Source organism: Microbacterium sp. PF5, from assembly GCF_004794315.1.
In the GTDB taxonomy this organism is placed as follows: Bacteria; Actinomycetota; Actinomycetes; order Actinomycetales; family Microbacteriaceae; genus Microbacterium; species Microbacterium sufflavum.
Map to the genome: position 1 here is coordinate 14,182 of NZ_SSDQ01000146.1, position 15,662 is coordinate 29,843.

Below are 15,662 nucleotides of genomic sequence, written 5' to 3' on the forward strand. Positions count from 1 at the left end.
GCCGTCTCTCGACCCTCTCACTGAAGACGTCGAACGGGAACGGCCCGGATCGACATCGACGGAGAACTTTTCCGCCGACGTCCGCGCCGCCGCGGATCAGGCGCGTCGAGAGGGGCGGGCGGAGACCTCGGCGACCACGCCCGTGAGGGCGGCGAGGGAGCGCTCGGGGCTCCAGGCCGCCGCGACCGACGGCGCCTCGGCGCGCAGCACGGCCAGACGATCGGCATCGGTCAGCAGATCGTGGAGCGCGGTCGCCAGTGCGCCCTCGTCGCCCGCGGGCACCAGCACGCCGCCACCCGCCCCCAGCACATCGCGGATGCCGTAGCGGACGTCGTACGACACGACCGGTGTGCCGTGCAGCAGCGCCTCCACGACCCCGAGCGGCTGCCCCTCGAACGCGGTCGACGTGAGCAGCAGCGACGCCCGGTCGAGCACCGTGGCCGGGTCGTCCGCATACCCGCCGAGCACCACGCGGTCGCCCGCGTCGAGCTGGGCGATCAGCGCCGCCAGCTTCTCCTGCGCCGGCCCCGTGCCCCAGATCTCCAGCCGCGTGCCGGCGACATCGGCGGCGAGGAACGCACGGATCGCGTGGTCGATGCGCTTGCCGGGCGCGAGACGCCCCAGCACCACCACGAGACCATCCTCGCGCAGGTCGGCGCGGGCCGTGACCGGCGCGATCGGGTTGGGCACCACGACGTGATTCGCGGACGCCCCGAAACGCGCGACCACGTCGTCACGCTGCGTCGCGGTCGGCCAGACCACCGCGTCGAAGCGGTCGGCCAGGCGGAACCACCGTGTCCACAGCGTGTTCATGGTCGCGTCCGGCGTGTACGGCGCCTCCACGTGCATCGTGTGGATCGTGTGGACGATGCGCACGCGCGGGTCGTCCCAGTCGGCGATGAGCTCGCCCAGCTGCCGCGACTCGCAGATCACGACGACGCGACGGTCGCCCGAGGCGGCCACGACGTGGTCGAGCCACGCCCGGTACAGGCCGCGGAAGCCGTGCAGGGCGCCGGCCACTGCTCCCGCGGCGTCGTACACCAGCACCGGCTCGTCGGTCAGGTGCCAGTCCGGGTTGCCCGGGATCACCGGGAGCGCGGCGAACGGGCGGCCCTCGACGTCGCGCAGCACCCGGTACTCGACGTCGGGGTCGGCGACGACGGCGGCATCGGCGGTCTCCCGCAGCCACGCGGCCGCCCCGCCCTCCGGTGCGATGGCCTCATCGAAGAGGTTGCGCATCCGCCCCGGGTCGGACAGCGCGCCGCGCTCCGTGAACACCCGACGATGCTCCGCGTGGTCGGCGGCGGTGCCCGGATCGAACGTCAGCAGTTCCGGTCCGGCGCCGTCACCGACGCCCGCCGCGGCCAGCATCCGGGCGCGGGCGAGGGTCGCGATCGTGTATCCGCCGTCGAGCCCCGGGATGAGGCGGCTGGACAGCACCAGGTAGTCCGCGTCCGGAAGCACGGGTGGGGACTCCTCGGTCATCGTCTCGCACCTCCTCGGCGGACGCGGGAGCCGATCACTCGGCCCCCGTCACTCCCACTCGATCGTCCCCGGGGGCTTCGACGTGACGTCGAGCACGACCCGGTTCACGTCGCGCACCCCGTTCGTGATGCGGTTCGAGATCTTCGACAGCACGTCGTACGGCAGGCGCGTCCAGTCGGCGGTCATGGCGTCTTCGCTCGACACCGGACGCAGCACGATCGGGTGGCCGTACGTGCGGCCGTCGCCCTGCACGCCCACCGAGCGCACGTCGGCCAGCAGCACCACGGGGCACTGCCAGATCTCCTGGTCGAGTCCCGCCTTCGTCAGCTCTTCGCGGGCGATGGCATCGGCCTCACGCAGAATCTCGAGACGGTCAGCGGTAACCTCACCGATGATCCGGATGCCGAGACCGGGCCCCGGAAACGGCTGCCGTCCGACGATCGCCTCGGGGATGCCGAGCTCACGTCCGATCGCGCGCACCTCGTCTTTGAACAGGGCCCGCAGCGGCTCGATCAGCTCGAAGTCGAGGTCGTCGGGCAGGCCGCCCACGTTGTGATGCGACTTGATGTTCGCGGTGCCCGCGCCTCCACCGGACTCCACCACGTCGGGGTAGAGCGTGCCCTGCACGAGGAACTTCACCGGGGCGCCGCCGTCGGCCTTCGCCTCTTCGACGAGGTCGAGCTGCACCTTCTCGAACGCGCGGATGAACTCGCGGCCGATGATCTTGCGCTTCTCCTCCGGGTCGGTCACACCCTTCAGGTGTCCGAGGAAGGTCTCGGCCGCGTCGACCGTGATGAGCCGCACGCCGGTCGACTCGACGTAGTCCTTCTCGACCTGCTCCCGCTCGCCCTTGCGGAGCAGCCCGTGGTCGACGAACACCGCCGTGAGCTGGTCGCCGATGGCCTTGTGCACGAGGGCGGTCGAGACCGCGGAGTCGACACCGCCGGACAGCGCCGAGATGACGCGGGCGTCGCCGACCTGCTCGCGGATGCGCTCGACCTGCTCGGCGATCACGTTGTCGGGGTTCCAGTCGGACGCGAGGCCCGCGCCCTTGTGGAGGAAGTTCTCCAGCACGCGCTGGCCGTGGTCGGAGTGCTTGACCTCGGGGTGCCACTGCACGCCGTAGAAGCGGCGCTCCTCGTTCGCGAACGCCGCGACCTTGGTCGCCTCGGTCGTGGCGAGGACCTCGAAGCCCTCCGGCGCCTTCGCGACCTGGTCGCCGTGACTCATCCACACGTTCTGCTCCGCGGGCTGCCCGCCCAGCAGGACGCCGCCGTCGCCGGAGATCACGGCATCGGTGGCGCCGTACTCGCGCAGCCCGGTGTTCGCGACCTCGCCGCCGAGGGTCTGCGCCATGTACTGGAAGCCGTAGCAGATGCCCAGCGTGGGCACGTCGAGGTCAAACACGGCGGGGTCGAGCTTCGGCGCCCCCTCCTCGTACACCGACGACGGGCCGCCGGACAGGATGATCGCCACGGGGTTCTTGGCGGCGATCTCCGCGGCCGTGGCCGTGTGCGGCACGATCTCGCTGTAGACGCCGGCCTCCCGCACACGACGGGCGATCAGCTGCGCGTACTGCGCGCCGAAGTCGACGACGAGCGCGGGGCGCTGCTGGGTCTCGGACTGTTCGGTCAACGGACACCTTCCGGGGCGGTCGCGGAGGCCTCCTCGGCCTCCCGGGTGGCGAGATAGGACTTCACTTCACGGGCGACGATGGCCTCCATGAAGAACGACAGCAGCGGCACGACACCGCCGAGGGCGAGCAGGATGAACCGCGGGAACGGCCAGCGCATCAGGCTCCACATGCGGAAGCATGCGAACAGGTAGACCACGTAGAACCAGCCGTGGGCCACCAGGATGAACAGCGACAGGTTGAAGCCGTCGCCCAGCGACGTCATCTCGCAGGAGTTCGTCATCGGGGCGAACAGCGACCACCACTGGCAGTCGGGGCCCGCGATCACGCCCGCGAACCAGAGCGGTCCGCCGGAGCCTCCCGCGAAGAGCTCGAGGTGGATCGGCGTGTACTTGAGCACCATCTCGGTCAACAGCAGGAGCAGCATGACTCCCGTGATGATCGACGCGATCTGGTAGAACTTCAGCGCACCGCGGATCGCCGGAAAGCTGGCGACTTTCGGTTCGGGCATGGGTCCAGTCTAGTCGGGGTCGCCCGATGCCGAATCCGGCCGGCGGCTCCGTCGCCCGCGGCACGACGGAGGCCGCCGGGATCGCTCCCGACGGCCTCCGCTGCGATCATCCGCTCCGGGCTCAGAACCAGCCGGAGATGAGGTCCCACAGCCAGTCGATGATCGCGCCGACGATGCCGCCCGCACGGTTCACCGTGACGGTCGCGGTCGCCGCGTCACCGTCGGCCTGAGCCGCCGAGACCGTGTACTTGCCCGGCTGTGCGCTCTTCGGCACGGTCACCTGCGTGGTGAACGTCCCGTCCGCACCGACCTGCACCGTGCCGACCTGCACCGCCGCGCCCTTCTTGGGCTGCAGCGCGATCGTCACGGTCTCGCCCGGCACATACCCCTCGCCCGTGACCGTGAGCTTCTTGCCCGCGGCCACCTTGGAAGAGCTGAGCTCGATCGTGCCGGCGAACTCCTCCTGGCCGGCGATCGTGAGGGGCACCTGCACCGTGGTGCCCGTCGCGGGGACGTTCACCGTCAGCACCTGGTCGCCGAACACCCCGGACGGCACCGCGAACGTGAGCGCCGCACGGCCACCCTCGTCCGTGGTGTCGACCACGGCCGGGTCGACCGTGCCCGAGGCGAGCGCCGTGTCGCCGAGCGACAGCGTCACCTCGCCCGGTGCGGCCTCTCCGCCGCTGAACGCCAGCGACGAGAGCGACACCGTCACCTGGTCGCCGGCGCTGTACCCGTCGGCATCGGCCGGGCTGAGCGTCACGCCGACCGCGCGCTGGGCGAGATCGGGCGTCGCGGTCTTGTTCGCATCGAACCAGTCCACCATCGACTGCAGGTCGATCTTTCCGGTGTCGCGCTTGCCCGCGCCCTCCTTGAAGGTGGCGAAGTTGTCGCCACCCGCCGCGAGGAACGAGTTCGCCGCCACCGTGTACTGCGCGTCCGGGTCGACCGGGGCGCCGTTCAGCGTGATCGACGTGATGCGCGAGCCCTGCGCCGCGGTCGGGTCGTACGTGTAGACGAGACCCTTCGAGACGCCGAGCTTGAGGAACGGACGTGCCGACCCCGCCGGCTGCCACTGCTCCTCGAGCACGCCCTTGAGCTGCGTGCCGGTGAGGGTCAGGGTGACCAGCGTGTTGGCGAAGGGCTGGACCGTGGCCGCCTCGCGGTACGTGACGTTGCCGTTCGGATCGCTCGCGGACGACGACGCGTACGTGAGGTTCGCGCGGATGCCTCCCGGGTTCATGAGCGCCAGGTCGGCACCCGTGGACCACTGCTGCACGTCGGCCACGAAGTTGCCGATCGTGGACTCGCCGCCGCGGTTCTCCGAGCCGTTCGTCTGCCGCGCCCGGTTGAAGTCGGCGGTGATGTCGCCCACCTTCACGGCGCCCAGCACGTCGGCCTCGGCCTTGGCGGCGTCGACGATCGCCTGCACCTCCGGCACCGCCGGGTACAGCGGCTTGCCTGCGGCCGTGAGCGGCTTGATCTCGTTGGTGATCGAGAGCAGCTCCTTCGTGGTCGGGTCGACCTGCAGGTTCATCAGCCCGAGGTTCTCGCCGTACTGACCGGCGGAGACCACGGGGCGACCGTCGATCACGTGGTTGTACGCGAGGTGCGTGTGCGCCGACACGATCGCGTCCACGTCGTCGTCCACCCCGTAGACGATCTCACCCAGCGGGGAGTCCTCCGTGATGGCCGACAGCGCGGTGCTCTCGGCCCCCTCGTGCACGAGCAGGATCACGACATCCGCCTCGCCGTTGGACGCGTCACCGTCGCGCAGGTCGTCGGCCACCGCGTTGACGGAGTCGACGATGCTGCGCACCTCGAGATCGGCGATGCCCTCCGGGGACACCAGCGAGTCGAGGTCTTCCGTGACGGCGCCGACGAACCCGACGCGCACGCCGTCGACCTCCTTCACCCAGGCCGGGGCGAGCGCGGGCTCACCGGTCTCAGTGACGAACACGTTCGACGAGATGTACTCCCAGTCCGCACGGTCCTGCACGCGATCGCGCAGGTCCTCCCAGCCCTGGTCGAACTCGTGGTTGCCCGCGGCGCTCACGTCGAGGCCCGCCGCGTTGAGCGCGTCGATCGTGGGGTTGTCGTCGTTGATGAAGGAGGTGAACGTCGACGCGCCGATCAGGTCGCCTGCTCCCGCGAAGATCAGGTTCGGGTTCGCGTCACGGAACTGGTGCACCGCACCGGCGAGCACCGCGGCACCGGCCGCGGCCCCGTCGGCCTCGATGCGGCCGTGGAAGTCGTTCACCGTGACCACGTCGATGCTCACCGGCGGGATCTCCGCGGAGACGCCGACGATGATCGGGTCGTGGTCGCTGGAGCGGTACGGAGTGCCCTCCTCGGTGGCGCCGAACGCGTAGCCGCGGTCGCTCCACTCCGGCGAGTTGATGCCCCAGACGCCCGCGCCGGTGATCGACGAGACGAGCGACGGCGACGCGATCACGTGGTCGAGCGAGCCGAGCTCGCCGTCGAACGTGTACGTGTACTGACCGTCGGTCTCGTCGGCGACCAGGTCGCTCCACCCCTGCGAGGTGAAGACGTCGATCGGGTCTTCCTTGCCGTAGGCGTTGAAGTCGCCGATCAGGAGCATGTCGCTGCTGCCGGTCGTCTCTTCCAGCTCCGCCGTGAAGGCGAGGATCGCGTTCGCCTGCGCCACGCGGTCGGCGTTGAAGAAGCCCTGGCCGTCGGCCGGCTCCGCCCCCGCACCCTCGGGCGGCGACTTCGACTTCAGGTGGTTCGCGACCACGGTGACCACGCGGCCGTCGATGTCGAACGCCTGTGCGATCGGCTCGCGCGCGTTGCCCCACACGGACTCGTCGGTCGTCGTGAGACTGTCACCGACCCGCTTCACGGCGTCCTTCTTGTAGATGATCGCGTTGGTGATGTAGTCGGTCGTCGCCGCATCGTTCAGCGCCTCGGGCGTGGGCACGTAGCCCCACACGTCGCTGCCGGCGTCGGCGTTCAGGCCGGCGACCAGATCCTTCAGCGCCGTGTCGACCGGCTTGCCGAGCTTGACCGAGTTCTCGATCTCCATGAGCGAGACGATCTCGGCGTCGAGGCCGTTGATCGCCGCGACGATCTTGGACTTCTGGATCGCGAACTGCGCGGCGTTCGCGGCGCCCCGCGCGTTGGAGTTCTCGCTCTTCAGCGTCGTGAAGTAGTTGTAGACGTTGAACGACGCCACCTGCACGTCGCCACCCACCTCGGGCGCCTCCGTCGGACGCGGGTTCGTCGCCGCGAAGCCGACCTTCAGCTCGGCGGGCGAGGAGTCGTCGATCGGCACGACCGGCTGCAGACGCCAGTCGTCGAAGCCCCACTGCAGCACGTAGCCGTTGTCGCCGAAGTCGACCGTGTCGCCGTTGCGGACGACCTGGTCCTTCGTGAAGTAGGGCTGCTGACCCGGGTGGCCGCTGTTGGTCACCTGGATCGACCAGCCGTCGTCGAGCAGGATGCGGTTGGCGCGGTTGGCCGCGGCGATCGCGGCGGCGTCGGCACCGGGACGCGTGGTCTCGGTGCTCTTCACGGCCAGGGCATCTCCTGCGTTCAGCCACAGCGTGCCGTAGTTGTACAGCTGGTGGCTCGACGCCAGGCGGTAGGTGCCCTCGGGCGCGACGAGCATGTTCTCGTACTGCTCCCGGTCGGCGCCCTGCACCGTGGCGGGCAGCGGAGTGACCGCGGGCACGCCGACGCCCGGCGTGACCACCGTCACGTCCGCCGCGGCGGCCGGGTTCACCTGCGTCTGGCCGTAGTACTCGCTCACGGTGCCGGTGACCGAGACCAGGTCGCCGATCGCGAGCGTGGGGGCCAGCGCGTTCAGGAAGACGAAGACGCCGTCGGAGGCGCCGGGGGTCGCGTCGGTCGCGCCGCCCGAGCCCTGCGTCTGGATGACGATGCCCTTGTAGCCGCCCGTGCGGTAGTCGGCGGTGACGACGCCCTCGACCTGCACGCGCGTGCCGTTCAGTGGCGAGACGTCGGTGGTGCCCTGCACCTCGGCGATGGTCGCCTTCTGCGGCTCCGTGCCGGGGTCGGTGCCCGGGTCGGTGCCGGGGTCGGTGCCACCGGAGTTCTGCGGGGTGATGGTGGCGGACAGCGAGAAGTCGACGCCGTTGTCGTCGGTGTCCGCGCCGTTCGTGCGGTTCAGCGACCGCACGTCGGTGTTGCCCGACGGCGCCGTGGCCGCCTTCGTCTCGAACGTGTTGGAGGTGCCGTAGCCGAGCAGGTCGACGACGCCGTCGGCTCCCGCCGCGGACCCGGGGGCGAGCGTGATCGCCGTGGTGCCCTCGACCAGGGCGATGGTGCCGTTCGTGCCGCTCGGGGTGAGGCCGGTGACCGCGTCGGGCGTGGGCAGCGCGGCGCCGTTCGTGCCGTTGCTGTTGCCCTGCACCAGGAAGTAGCCGCCGGCGGGGATGCTGCCGGTGAGCGGCGCGATCCCGGTGAACGCCGCCGAGCCGGTCGCCGAGCGGTACTGCAGGGACATGCCGTCGAGCGACACCGCCTCGGACGTGGGGTTGTACAGCTCCACGAACTTGTTCGTGTACGCCGCACCGGCACTGCCTCCGGAGAGGTACGCCTCATTGATCACCACCCCGGTCCCGGTCGGATCGGCGACGGCGGGCGTCGCGACCAGCGAGCCGAGGCCCAGGGTGGCGACGCAGGTCACGGCGAGAGCGCCGATGCGCCCCCTGGTTCTGCGGTGCGAGACGGGGGTCATGGGCTCCCCGTGCTCTGAAGCGGACATCATCGGTGCTGTCTCCTCGATCGTGTATCGACCCTGCTCAGGACGCTGTCACCGCACGCATCGGGAACTCCCAGCGTGCGCACATGGAGCGAGCATACGAAGCGGGTCGGACATCCTCAACGGAGTTTTCACGATGGTCACCGACTGCTCACCGAAGGGCCGCGCGCACCCCTGACGAAGGTTCACATCGGGGCACGGCCGCGCGCAGAAGCGCACCGGAGGTCGCGCGGATGCGCACGCCGTTCAGACGTTCTCGGCCGCCGCCGCGTCCTCGAACTCCTCGACCTCGCGCTCCCACGCGTCCTTCGCCAGGCGGTACCAGAGGTAGAACGCGAAGCCCGCGAAGATCGCCCACTCCACCGCGTAGAACACGTTGAGCCAGTTCACCGGCGACTGCTCGTCGGGTGCCGGCGAGGAGATGTCCTCGAGGCCCGCCGTCGCGGTGGTCGAGGCGAGGTACGGGCGGTACACGTCGAGCTGCTCCGTGTCGTGCCAGCGGCTGAGCAGCGCGGCGGGCGACATGCGGTCGAGACGCTCCGGGTCGCTGCGCGGCGGCACCGACGGCCCCTCGTCCGAGATGATGCGCCCCGCGACCCCGACCGGGCGACCGTCGGCCTCCGCGGCCAGGCGCTCCACCGCGGCATCGGCGGCCGCGCGGTCGGGAGCCCAGCCGATCGCCACGGCGATCGACACACGCTCGTCCACCCGCAGCTGTCCGGTGACCCAGAACCCCTCGACGCCGTCGTTGAAGCGGCTCGACACCACCAGGAAGTCGTCCGGGATCCACGTCCCGCTCGTCTCGACCCGCTGCCCCACGAGGGGTTCGGCGAGGTACTGCCCCGGCTCTACCACGTCGGACAGCGGCCGCACCTGCTCGGTCACGCCGGGCGGCGGCGGGTCGGTCTCGATCGCGCGCTCCAGCTGCCACTGCCCGAGCCACGCGAACACCCCGGCGACCACGAGGCACAGCAGCAGCATGCCGATCCAGCGTCCGCGCAGCATGACCTCACGGAGGGTCGGCGGGAACGGGGCGGGGGCGGTCACGGTGCAGCGGTGGCGGCTCAGGCCTCGTACGGGGCGAGCACGACCTCGACCCGCTGGAACTCCTTGAGGTCGGAGTATCCGGTGGTCGCCATCGACTTGCGCAGCGCGCCGATGAGGTTCGCGGTGCCGTCGGCCACGGGCGCAGGGCCGTACAGGATCTCCTCGAGCGTGCCGATGCCGCCCACCTCGACCCGGCGGCCGCGCGGGAGCTTGGGGTGGTGCGCCTCGGGGCCCCAGTGGAAACCCTGCCCCGGCGCGTCGGTCGCGCGGGCGAGGGCCACGCCGAGCATGACCGCGTCGGCGCCCATCGCGAGAGCCTTCACGATGTCGCCCGAGGTGCCGACGCCGCCGTCGGCGATCACGTGCACGTAGCGCCCGCCCGACTCGTCGAGGTAGTCGCGGCGCGCAGCGGCGACGTCGGAGACCGCGGTGGCCATCGGGGCGTGGATGCCGAGGGTGGCGCGCGTGGTGGACGCCGCTCCCCCGCCGAAGCCGACCAGCACGCCGGCCGCGCCGGTGCGCATCAGGTGCAGCGCCGCGGTGTAGGTGGCGGCGCCGCCCACGATGACCGGGACGTCGAGGTCATAGATGAACTTCTTGAGGTTGAGCGGCTCTGCCACGCTCGACACGTGCTCCGCCGAGACGGTGGTGCCGCGGATGACGAACAGGTCGACGCCCGCCGCGGCCACGGTGTCGTAGAACTCCTGGGTGCGCTGCGGCGTGAGGGAACCGGCGACGGTGACACCGGCCTCGCGGATCTCGGCCAGGCGCCGCGTGATGAGCTCGGGCTTGATCGGCTCGGCGTACAGCTCCTGCATGCGCACGGTCGCCCGGTCGTCGGCGAGACCCGCGATCTCCGCGAGCAGCGGCTCCGGGTCCTCGTACCGGGTCCACAGACCCTCGAGGTCGAGCACGCCCAGGCCGCCCAGCTGGCCGAGCATGATGGCCGTGCGCGGGCTCACGACGGAGTCCATCGGCGCGCCGAGCACCGGGATCTCGAAGCCGAAGGCGTCGATCGTCCAGGCGGTCGACACGTCCTCCGGGTTGCGCGTGCGCCGCGAGGGCACCACCGCGATGTCGTCGAACGTGTACGCGCGACGGGCGCGCTTTCCTCGGCCGAGCTCGATCTCCATGGTCACCCGTCCAGCCTACCGGGCACCCCGAGGGGGCGCGTGCCCGCGGTCACCGGGCCCGTGCCACGCGGCGCTCGTCCCACACCGGCTCGTCCGACTCGTACACCTCGCCGTCGGAGCCGAACACGAGGAACCGGTCGAACGACCGCGCGAACCAGCGGTCGTGCGTGACCGCGAGCACCGTCCCCTCGAACCGCGCCAGCGCCTGCTCCAACGCCTCCGCCGACTCCAGGTCGAGGTTGTCTGTCGGCTCGTCGAGCAGCAGCAGGGTCGCGCCGGACAACTCCAGCAGCAGCACCTGGAACCGCGCCTGCTGCCCACCGGACAGCGACTCGAACGTCTGCAGCGCCTGCCGCACCAGCCCGTAGCGGTCGAGCGCCGAGCTCGCGGCGTCCCGGGGCATCCCCGCCCGGCGGTCGTCGCCGCGGTGCAGGATCTCCAGCAGCGTGCGCCCGACGAACTCCGGGTGCGTGTGGGTCTGCGCGAACAGCCCCGGCACCACGCGCGCCCCCAGCACCGCGCGACCGGTGTGCGCGACGGGACTCAGGTCTTCCGCGGCGGAGGAGACGTGACCCAGGGTCGGGTCGGGGTCGCTGCCGCCGCGCGCGAGCAGTCGCAGGAAGTGCGACTTGCCCGAGCCGTTCGAGCCCAGCACGGCCACGCGGTCGCCGAACCACACCTCCGCGTTGAAGGGACGCATGAGCCCGGTGAGCTCGAGCCGCTCGGCCACCACGGCGCGCTTGCCCGTGCGCGAGCCCCGCAGGCGCATGTCGAACTCCTGCGCGGGCGGACGCTCCTCGGGCGGCCCCGCCTCCTCGAACTTGCGCAGTCGCGTCTGCGCCGCCTGGTAGCGGGAGGCGAAGCCGTCGTTCGCCGAGGCCTTCACCTTGAGGTTCGCGACCAGCACGCGCAGCTTCTCGTGCTGCTCGTCCCACCGACGGCGCAGCTCGTCGAGCCGCTCCATGCGGTCGATGCGCGCCTGCGGGTAGGTCGCGAAGCCGCCGCCGTGCACCCACGCCGTCGAACCGGCCGCCCCTGGTTCGAGCGTGATGAGCCGGTCGGCCGCGCGGGCGAGCAGCTCGCGGTCGTGCGACACGAGCAGCACGGTCTTCGCGGTCTGCCGCAGCTGTTCCTCCAGCCACCGCTTGGTCGGGACGTCGAGGTAGTTGTCCGGCTCGTCGAGCAGGAGCACCGCGTCGGGTCCGCGCAGCAGGGCCTCGAGCGCCAGGCGCTTCTGCTCGCCGCCGGACAGCGACGTGAGCTCGCGGTACCGCGCCCGCTCGAACGGCACGCCGAGCGCCGCCATCGTGCACTGGTCCCATACGGTCTCGTGCTCGTAGCCGCCGGCGTCGGCGTACTCCGCGATGGCTGCGGCGTACGCCATCTGCGTGTCGTGCTCATCACGGTCGATCAGGGCGTTCTCCGCCGCGCCGAGGGCTTCGGCGGCGGCGCGGATGCGGGCGGGGGCGACGCGCACGAGGAGCTCATGCACGGTCTGCCCCGGCTCGCCGTGCCCGACGAACTGATCCATCACGCCGAGTCCGCCGTCGATGGTGACGACGCCGTCGTCGGCCGCCTGGTCGCCGCGGATGATCCGCAGGAGCGTGGTCTTGCCCGCGCCGTTCGGCCCGATGAGCGCGCTCGTCGAGCCGGCGCCGACCCGGAACGAGACCTCGTCGAGCAGCGGTCTTCCGTCGGGAAGCGTCAGCGAGATGCCTGATGCGTCGATGTACCCCACAGTGCGTGGCCGTCCTTCCGCCCGCGCACAGCGAGCCGACCAGACTATCAGGATGCTGCGGACGAGGAGGTCCGGGTCAGTCCGCGCGGCTCAGGGTCTGCAGCACCTCGGTCTTGGGCGCCGCCGGCAGGACGAAGCGGAACTCGGTCCCCACGCCCTCCTGACTCGTCACGTCCATCGAACCGCCGTGCGCCAGCACGATCGCGCGGGTGATCGTGAGGCCGAGCCCCACGCCGGGCACGGCATTCCGCGTGGCCGTCGAGGCCCGGAAGAACCGCGTGAAGAGCATGCCCTGCTCGTCCTCCGGGATGCCGACGCCGGTGTCCGCGACCGAGATCTGCACGCCGCCGTCCACGCGCCGCACGGCCGCCGTGACCCGGCCGCCGCTCGGCGTGAACTTGATCGCGTTCGACAGGAGATTGTCGACGGCCTGCCCGATCCGCCCCGGATCCACGAGCAGCCGGATCGGCTCGTCGCCCGCGTCCGCCACCAGCTCGATGCCCTCCCGCTGCGCGTGCGGGCCCGCGGATGCGACCGCCGACCGCACGAGCTCGGCGACGTCGGCCTCCACGCGCTCCAACGGGAAGCGCCCCGACTCCACCTGGGCGGTGAACAGCAGGTCGCCCACCAGGTTGAGCAGGCGCTTCGCGTTGCGCTCGATGATCCCGACGAACTCCTGCTGATCCTCGGTCAGCGGCTGGCCCGGATCGTTCTGCAACAGGTCGAGGAAGCCGATGATCGCGCTGAGCGGCGTGCGCAGCTCGTGCGAGATCATGCCCACGAACTCGTCCTTCATGCGGGCCACCTCGACCGCCCGCGTCTCATCGGTCAGCACGAACAGGTAGCCCTGCTGGGCACCGGAGCCGTCCTTATGCGGACTCACCGTCACGCGCGCGGGAACGGTCGTGCCGCCCGCCGTGGTGACCTCCACGTCGCCGTCGACCGTGACCCCCTCGTCGGCCTGCGCGAACAGCGCCCGGATGCCCTCGGGCGCCGGCCCCGCACTCGCCCCCGCGACGGACGCCTCACCCGACGCCTCCCGTCGCGCTGCCGTGTCCTCCGCGAGCATCGACAGCACCGTTCGGGAGAAGAACCGGTCGATGCGAACGTCGTCGAGCGCCTCGTCGACCGTGAGCCCGAGCAGCCGCACGGCCCCGGGATTCCACGCCGTGATGCGCCCCGCGCGGTCGGTGGCGATCACGGCCTGCGCGGTGATCGAGGACCACAGGCTCTCGAACGAGTCCAGCAGCACCCGGTACTCGTGCTCCTTCTGCCGCAGCTGCACGATCATCGCCACGTTCTCGGACAGCGCCCTCGTGCGCTCGGTCACCAGATCCTCGGCCTGCTCCACCCGCATCCTCTGCTGCCGCGACAGCTCGTTCACCACGGCGGCGACCGCCGCGAACACGAGCGGCCCCACCACGCCGCGCAGCCACACGACGGCGTTCGACGGCGGGTCGGTGATGTACGGCATGAGCAGGGCGAGCGACGACAGCGCGCCGACCACGAACACCCACCGGATGCCGGGGGCGGCCGCGATCCAGATGATCGGCAGCAGCACGAGCGAGCTGAACAGCGACGCTGCCCCGCCCGTCCCCGCACGGAAGAGGCCGAGCCCCACGATGTCGAGCATGGGGACCGCCAGCACGATCCAGCCCTCGCGCACGTGCAGGGCGCTGAGCACCCCGGCCTGCAGCGTGGCCAGCAGCACGATGCCGATGCCGATCAGCGCCGCGCCGAGGTGCGTGAACGGCAGCCCGGGGATGGCCCACGTCATGCTGCCCGCGATCACCGTCGCGACCAGGGTGGGCGCCTGCTTCACGATCGGACTCGGGTTGTCGAACACCCGGTACCAGCGGCTCTCGGCGCGCTCGAGCGGCGTGGCCCTCATCGCGGCACCCCCTCGACCACGCGGTGCAGGTCGGCCCCCGTGACGGGTTTCGGCAGCGCCGCGTCGGCCGGCGGGTAGTCCGCGACATCGAGCACGGAGCTGACCACGAGGTAGCAGTCGGGGAAGCGCTCGTGGATGAGACGCGAGCAGGCGTGACCGGAGATGCCGGGGAGCAGCAGATCGAGCACGGCGACGACCGGATGGATGTCGGGGAAGGCGGCGATCGCGGACTCGGCATCGGGCGCGATGAAGACGTCGAAGCCCTCCCGGTCGAGGTACCGCCCCAGGAGTGTCGCCTGATCGGCCGCGTCCTCGACCACGAGCGCCAGCGGCCTCCCGGTCATCGGAGGAGCAGCTCTCGCACGACCACGATCACGACCACGATGCCGAGGGAGATCAGGGCCTGCGGGATGAGCCGCTTCTCGCGCCGGGCGTCCTCGGCGATCTCCTCGACCTCGGCGTCATGCGAAGGTGCGTCCGTCATGAGTCCACCCGTCCGACCTTCTCGGTCTTGATCCACGAGGCGTCGGCGCGGCGCCACTCCTTGAGGTACGAGTCCACCGTGATCGCGCACAGCAGGGAGCCATAGCCGCACACGTAGAGGAGCAGCCCGGCGAAGAAACGCCCTCCGGGCAGGGGCTCGACGGCGCGCGCCAGCCAGATGCCGAGCATCGACACGGGGCCCCACAGGTAGAAGAACAGCAGCCACCCGAATCGCGCCTGATCCGTCGCCTCTTCGCCGAAGAGGTTCAGCAGACCGTCGAGCGTCCACGGGAACAGCGCGATGAACATCAGGATCAGCGCGCCGAGGCCGGGGAACATGATCGCCTCGCGCCACGACTGCCGGCCGATCCGCGGGTCGAGCTGCACGGAGTACAGCATCGAGAAGATGTAGATGCATGCGGCGGCGATCCACATGAAGCGGAACACGAACTCGGCGATGTCGCTGTGCAGCAGCAGGAGCGCGATCAGGCCGGCGGCGGCGAGCAGCATGAACGCCGGCAGCAGCAGGATCGTGAACCACGCCAGGCCGAAGCCGACGCTGCCGAGGTTGTGATCGCGGCTCGGGCGGAACCACAGCTTCTTGTAGATGGACGTCAGCTGCACGTTGCCGCGAGCCCACCGCAGCCGCTGCTTCCACAGGCTGTCGATCGTGCGCGGCTCCTCCGCGAGCACCACGGCGTGCGGCTCGAACACCATCCGGCGTCCGTGGAGCTGGCTCTCGAACGTGGTCATCGTGTCCTCGGCGAGGGTCCCGGTCGGGATGCGACCGCCGATGGCCTCCAGGTTCGCGCGGGAGTGCAGCTGGGCGCCGCCCGCGAGGCACGCGATGGCGCCGCCGACGTTCTGCACGCGGCGGGCCGAGAGCTGTCCGATCACGTACTCGATCGCGATGAAGCGCGTCAGGTAGTTGCGGTCGCGGCTGCCCTCCGCGATGTACGCCGTGACCGCGCCGACCTTCTCGTCGGCGAGGTGA

At 70.9% G+C, this 15,662-nt stretch carries 11 protein-coding genes; all 11 read right to left on the bottom strand.

What is annotated here, in order from left to right:
- Window positions 1–96 precede the first annotated feature (96 nt).
- Window positions 97–1,485 (bottom strand): glycosyltransferase, encoded by a 1,389-nt coding sequence (locus DW297_RS14315; RefSeq protein ID WP_136033558.1) that lies wholly within the window; start codon window positions 1,483–1,485, stop codon window positions 97–99.
- 48 nt (window positions 1,486–1,533) lie between these two features.
- Window positions 1,534–3,120 (bottom strand): glutamine-hydrolyzing GMP synthase, encoded by a 1,587-nt coding sequence (gene guaA, locus DW297_RS14320; RefSeq protein WP_136033560.1) that lies wholly within the window; start codon window positions 3,118–3,120, stop codon window positions 1,534–1,536.
- Window positions 3,117–3,629 (bottom strand): DUF3817 domain-containing protein, encoded by a 513-nt coding sequence (locus tag DW297_RS14325; RefSeq protein ID WP_136033563.1) that lies wholly within the window; start codon window positions 3,627–3,629, stop codon window positions 3,117–3,119. Before DW297_RS14325 ends, guaA begins: the two co-directional genes overlap by 4 nt.
- A 121-nt stretch (window positions 3,630–3,750) precedes the next feature.
- Window positions 3,751–8,382, bottom strand: a complete 4,632-nt coding sequence (locus DW297_RS14330; protein WP_136033565.1) for an ExeM/NucH family extracellular endonuclease — start codon at window positions 8,380–8,382, stop codon at window positions 3,751–3,753.
- A gap of 240 nt (window positions 8,383–8,622) precedes the next feature.
- A complete protein-coding gene (locus tag DW297_RS14335; RefSeq protein ID WP_136033577.1) occupies window positions 8,623–9,381 on the bottom strand; it encodes an SURF1 family protein in 759 nt (252 codons plus the stop codon).
- 59 nt (window positions 9,382–9,440) lie between these two features.
- A complete protein-coding gene (locus DW297_RS14340; RefSeq protein WP_136033579.1) occupies window positions 9,441–10,556 on the bottom strand; it encodes a GuaB3 family IMP dehydrogenase-related protein in 1,116 nt (371 codons plus the stop codon).
- Between the two features lie 49 nt (window positions 10,557–10,605).
- Window positions 10,606–12,294 carry an ABC-F family ATP-binding cassette domain-containing protein gene (locus tag DW297_RS14345; protein ID WP_136033568.1) on the bottom strand — a complete coding sequence of 563 codons (1,689 nt, stop codon included), beginning with the start codon at window positions 12,292–12,294 and terminating at the stop codon, window positions 10,606–10,608.
- Window positions 12,295–12,370: 76 nt separating this feature from the next.
- Window positions 12,371–14,185: a sensor histidine kinase gene (locus tag DW297_RS14350; RefSeq protein WP_136033570.1), complete on the bottom strand. Its 1,815-nt coding sequence runs from the start codon at window positions 14,183–14,185 to the stop codon at window positions 12,371–12,373.
- Window positions 14,182–14,529, bottom strand: coding sequence for a response regulator (locus DW297_RS14355; RefSeq protein WP_136033572.1), 348 nt, complete (start codon window positions 14,527–14,529; stop codon window positions 14,182–14,184). The genes DW297_RS14350 and DW297_RS14355 overlap by 4 nt, the downstream gene beginning before the upstream one ends.
- Complete coding sequence (locus DW297_RS18995; protein WP_168387313.1) at window positions 14,526–14,669, bottom strand: hypothetical protein; 144 nt, start codon at window positions 14,667–14,669, stop codon at window positions 14,526–14,528. Before DW297_RS18995 ends, DW297_RS14355 begins: the two co-directional genes overlap by 4 nt.
- Window positions 14,666–15,662, bottom strand: a 997-nt coding sequence (locus DW297_RS14360) for a glycosyltransferase (RefSeq protein ID WP_136033575.1), incomplete at its 5' end; no start/stop codon positions are given. The genes DW297_RS18995 and DW297_RS14360, both read right to left, overlap by 4 nt.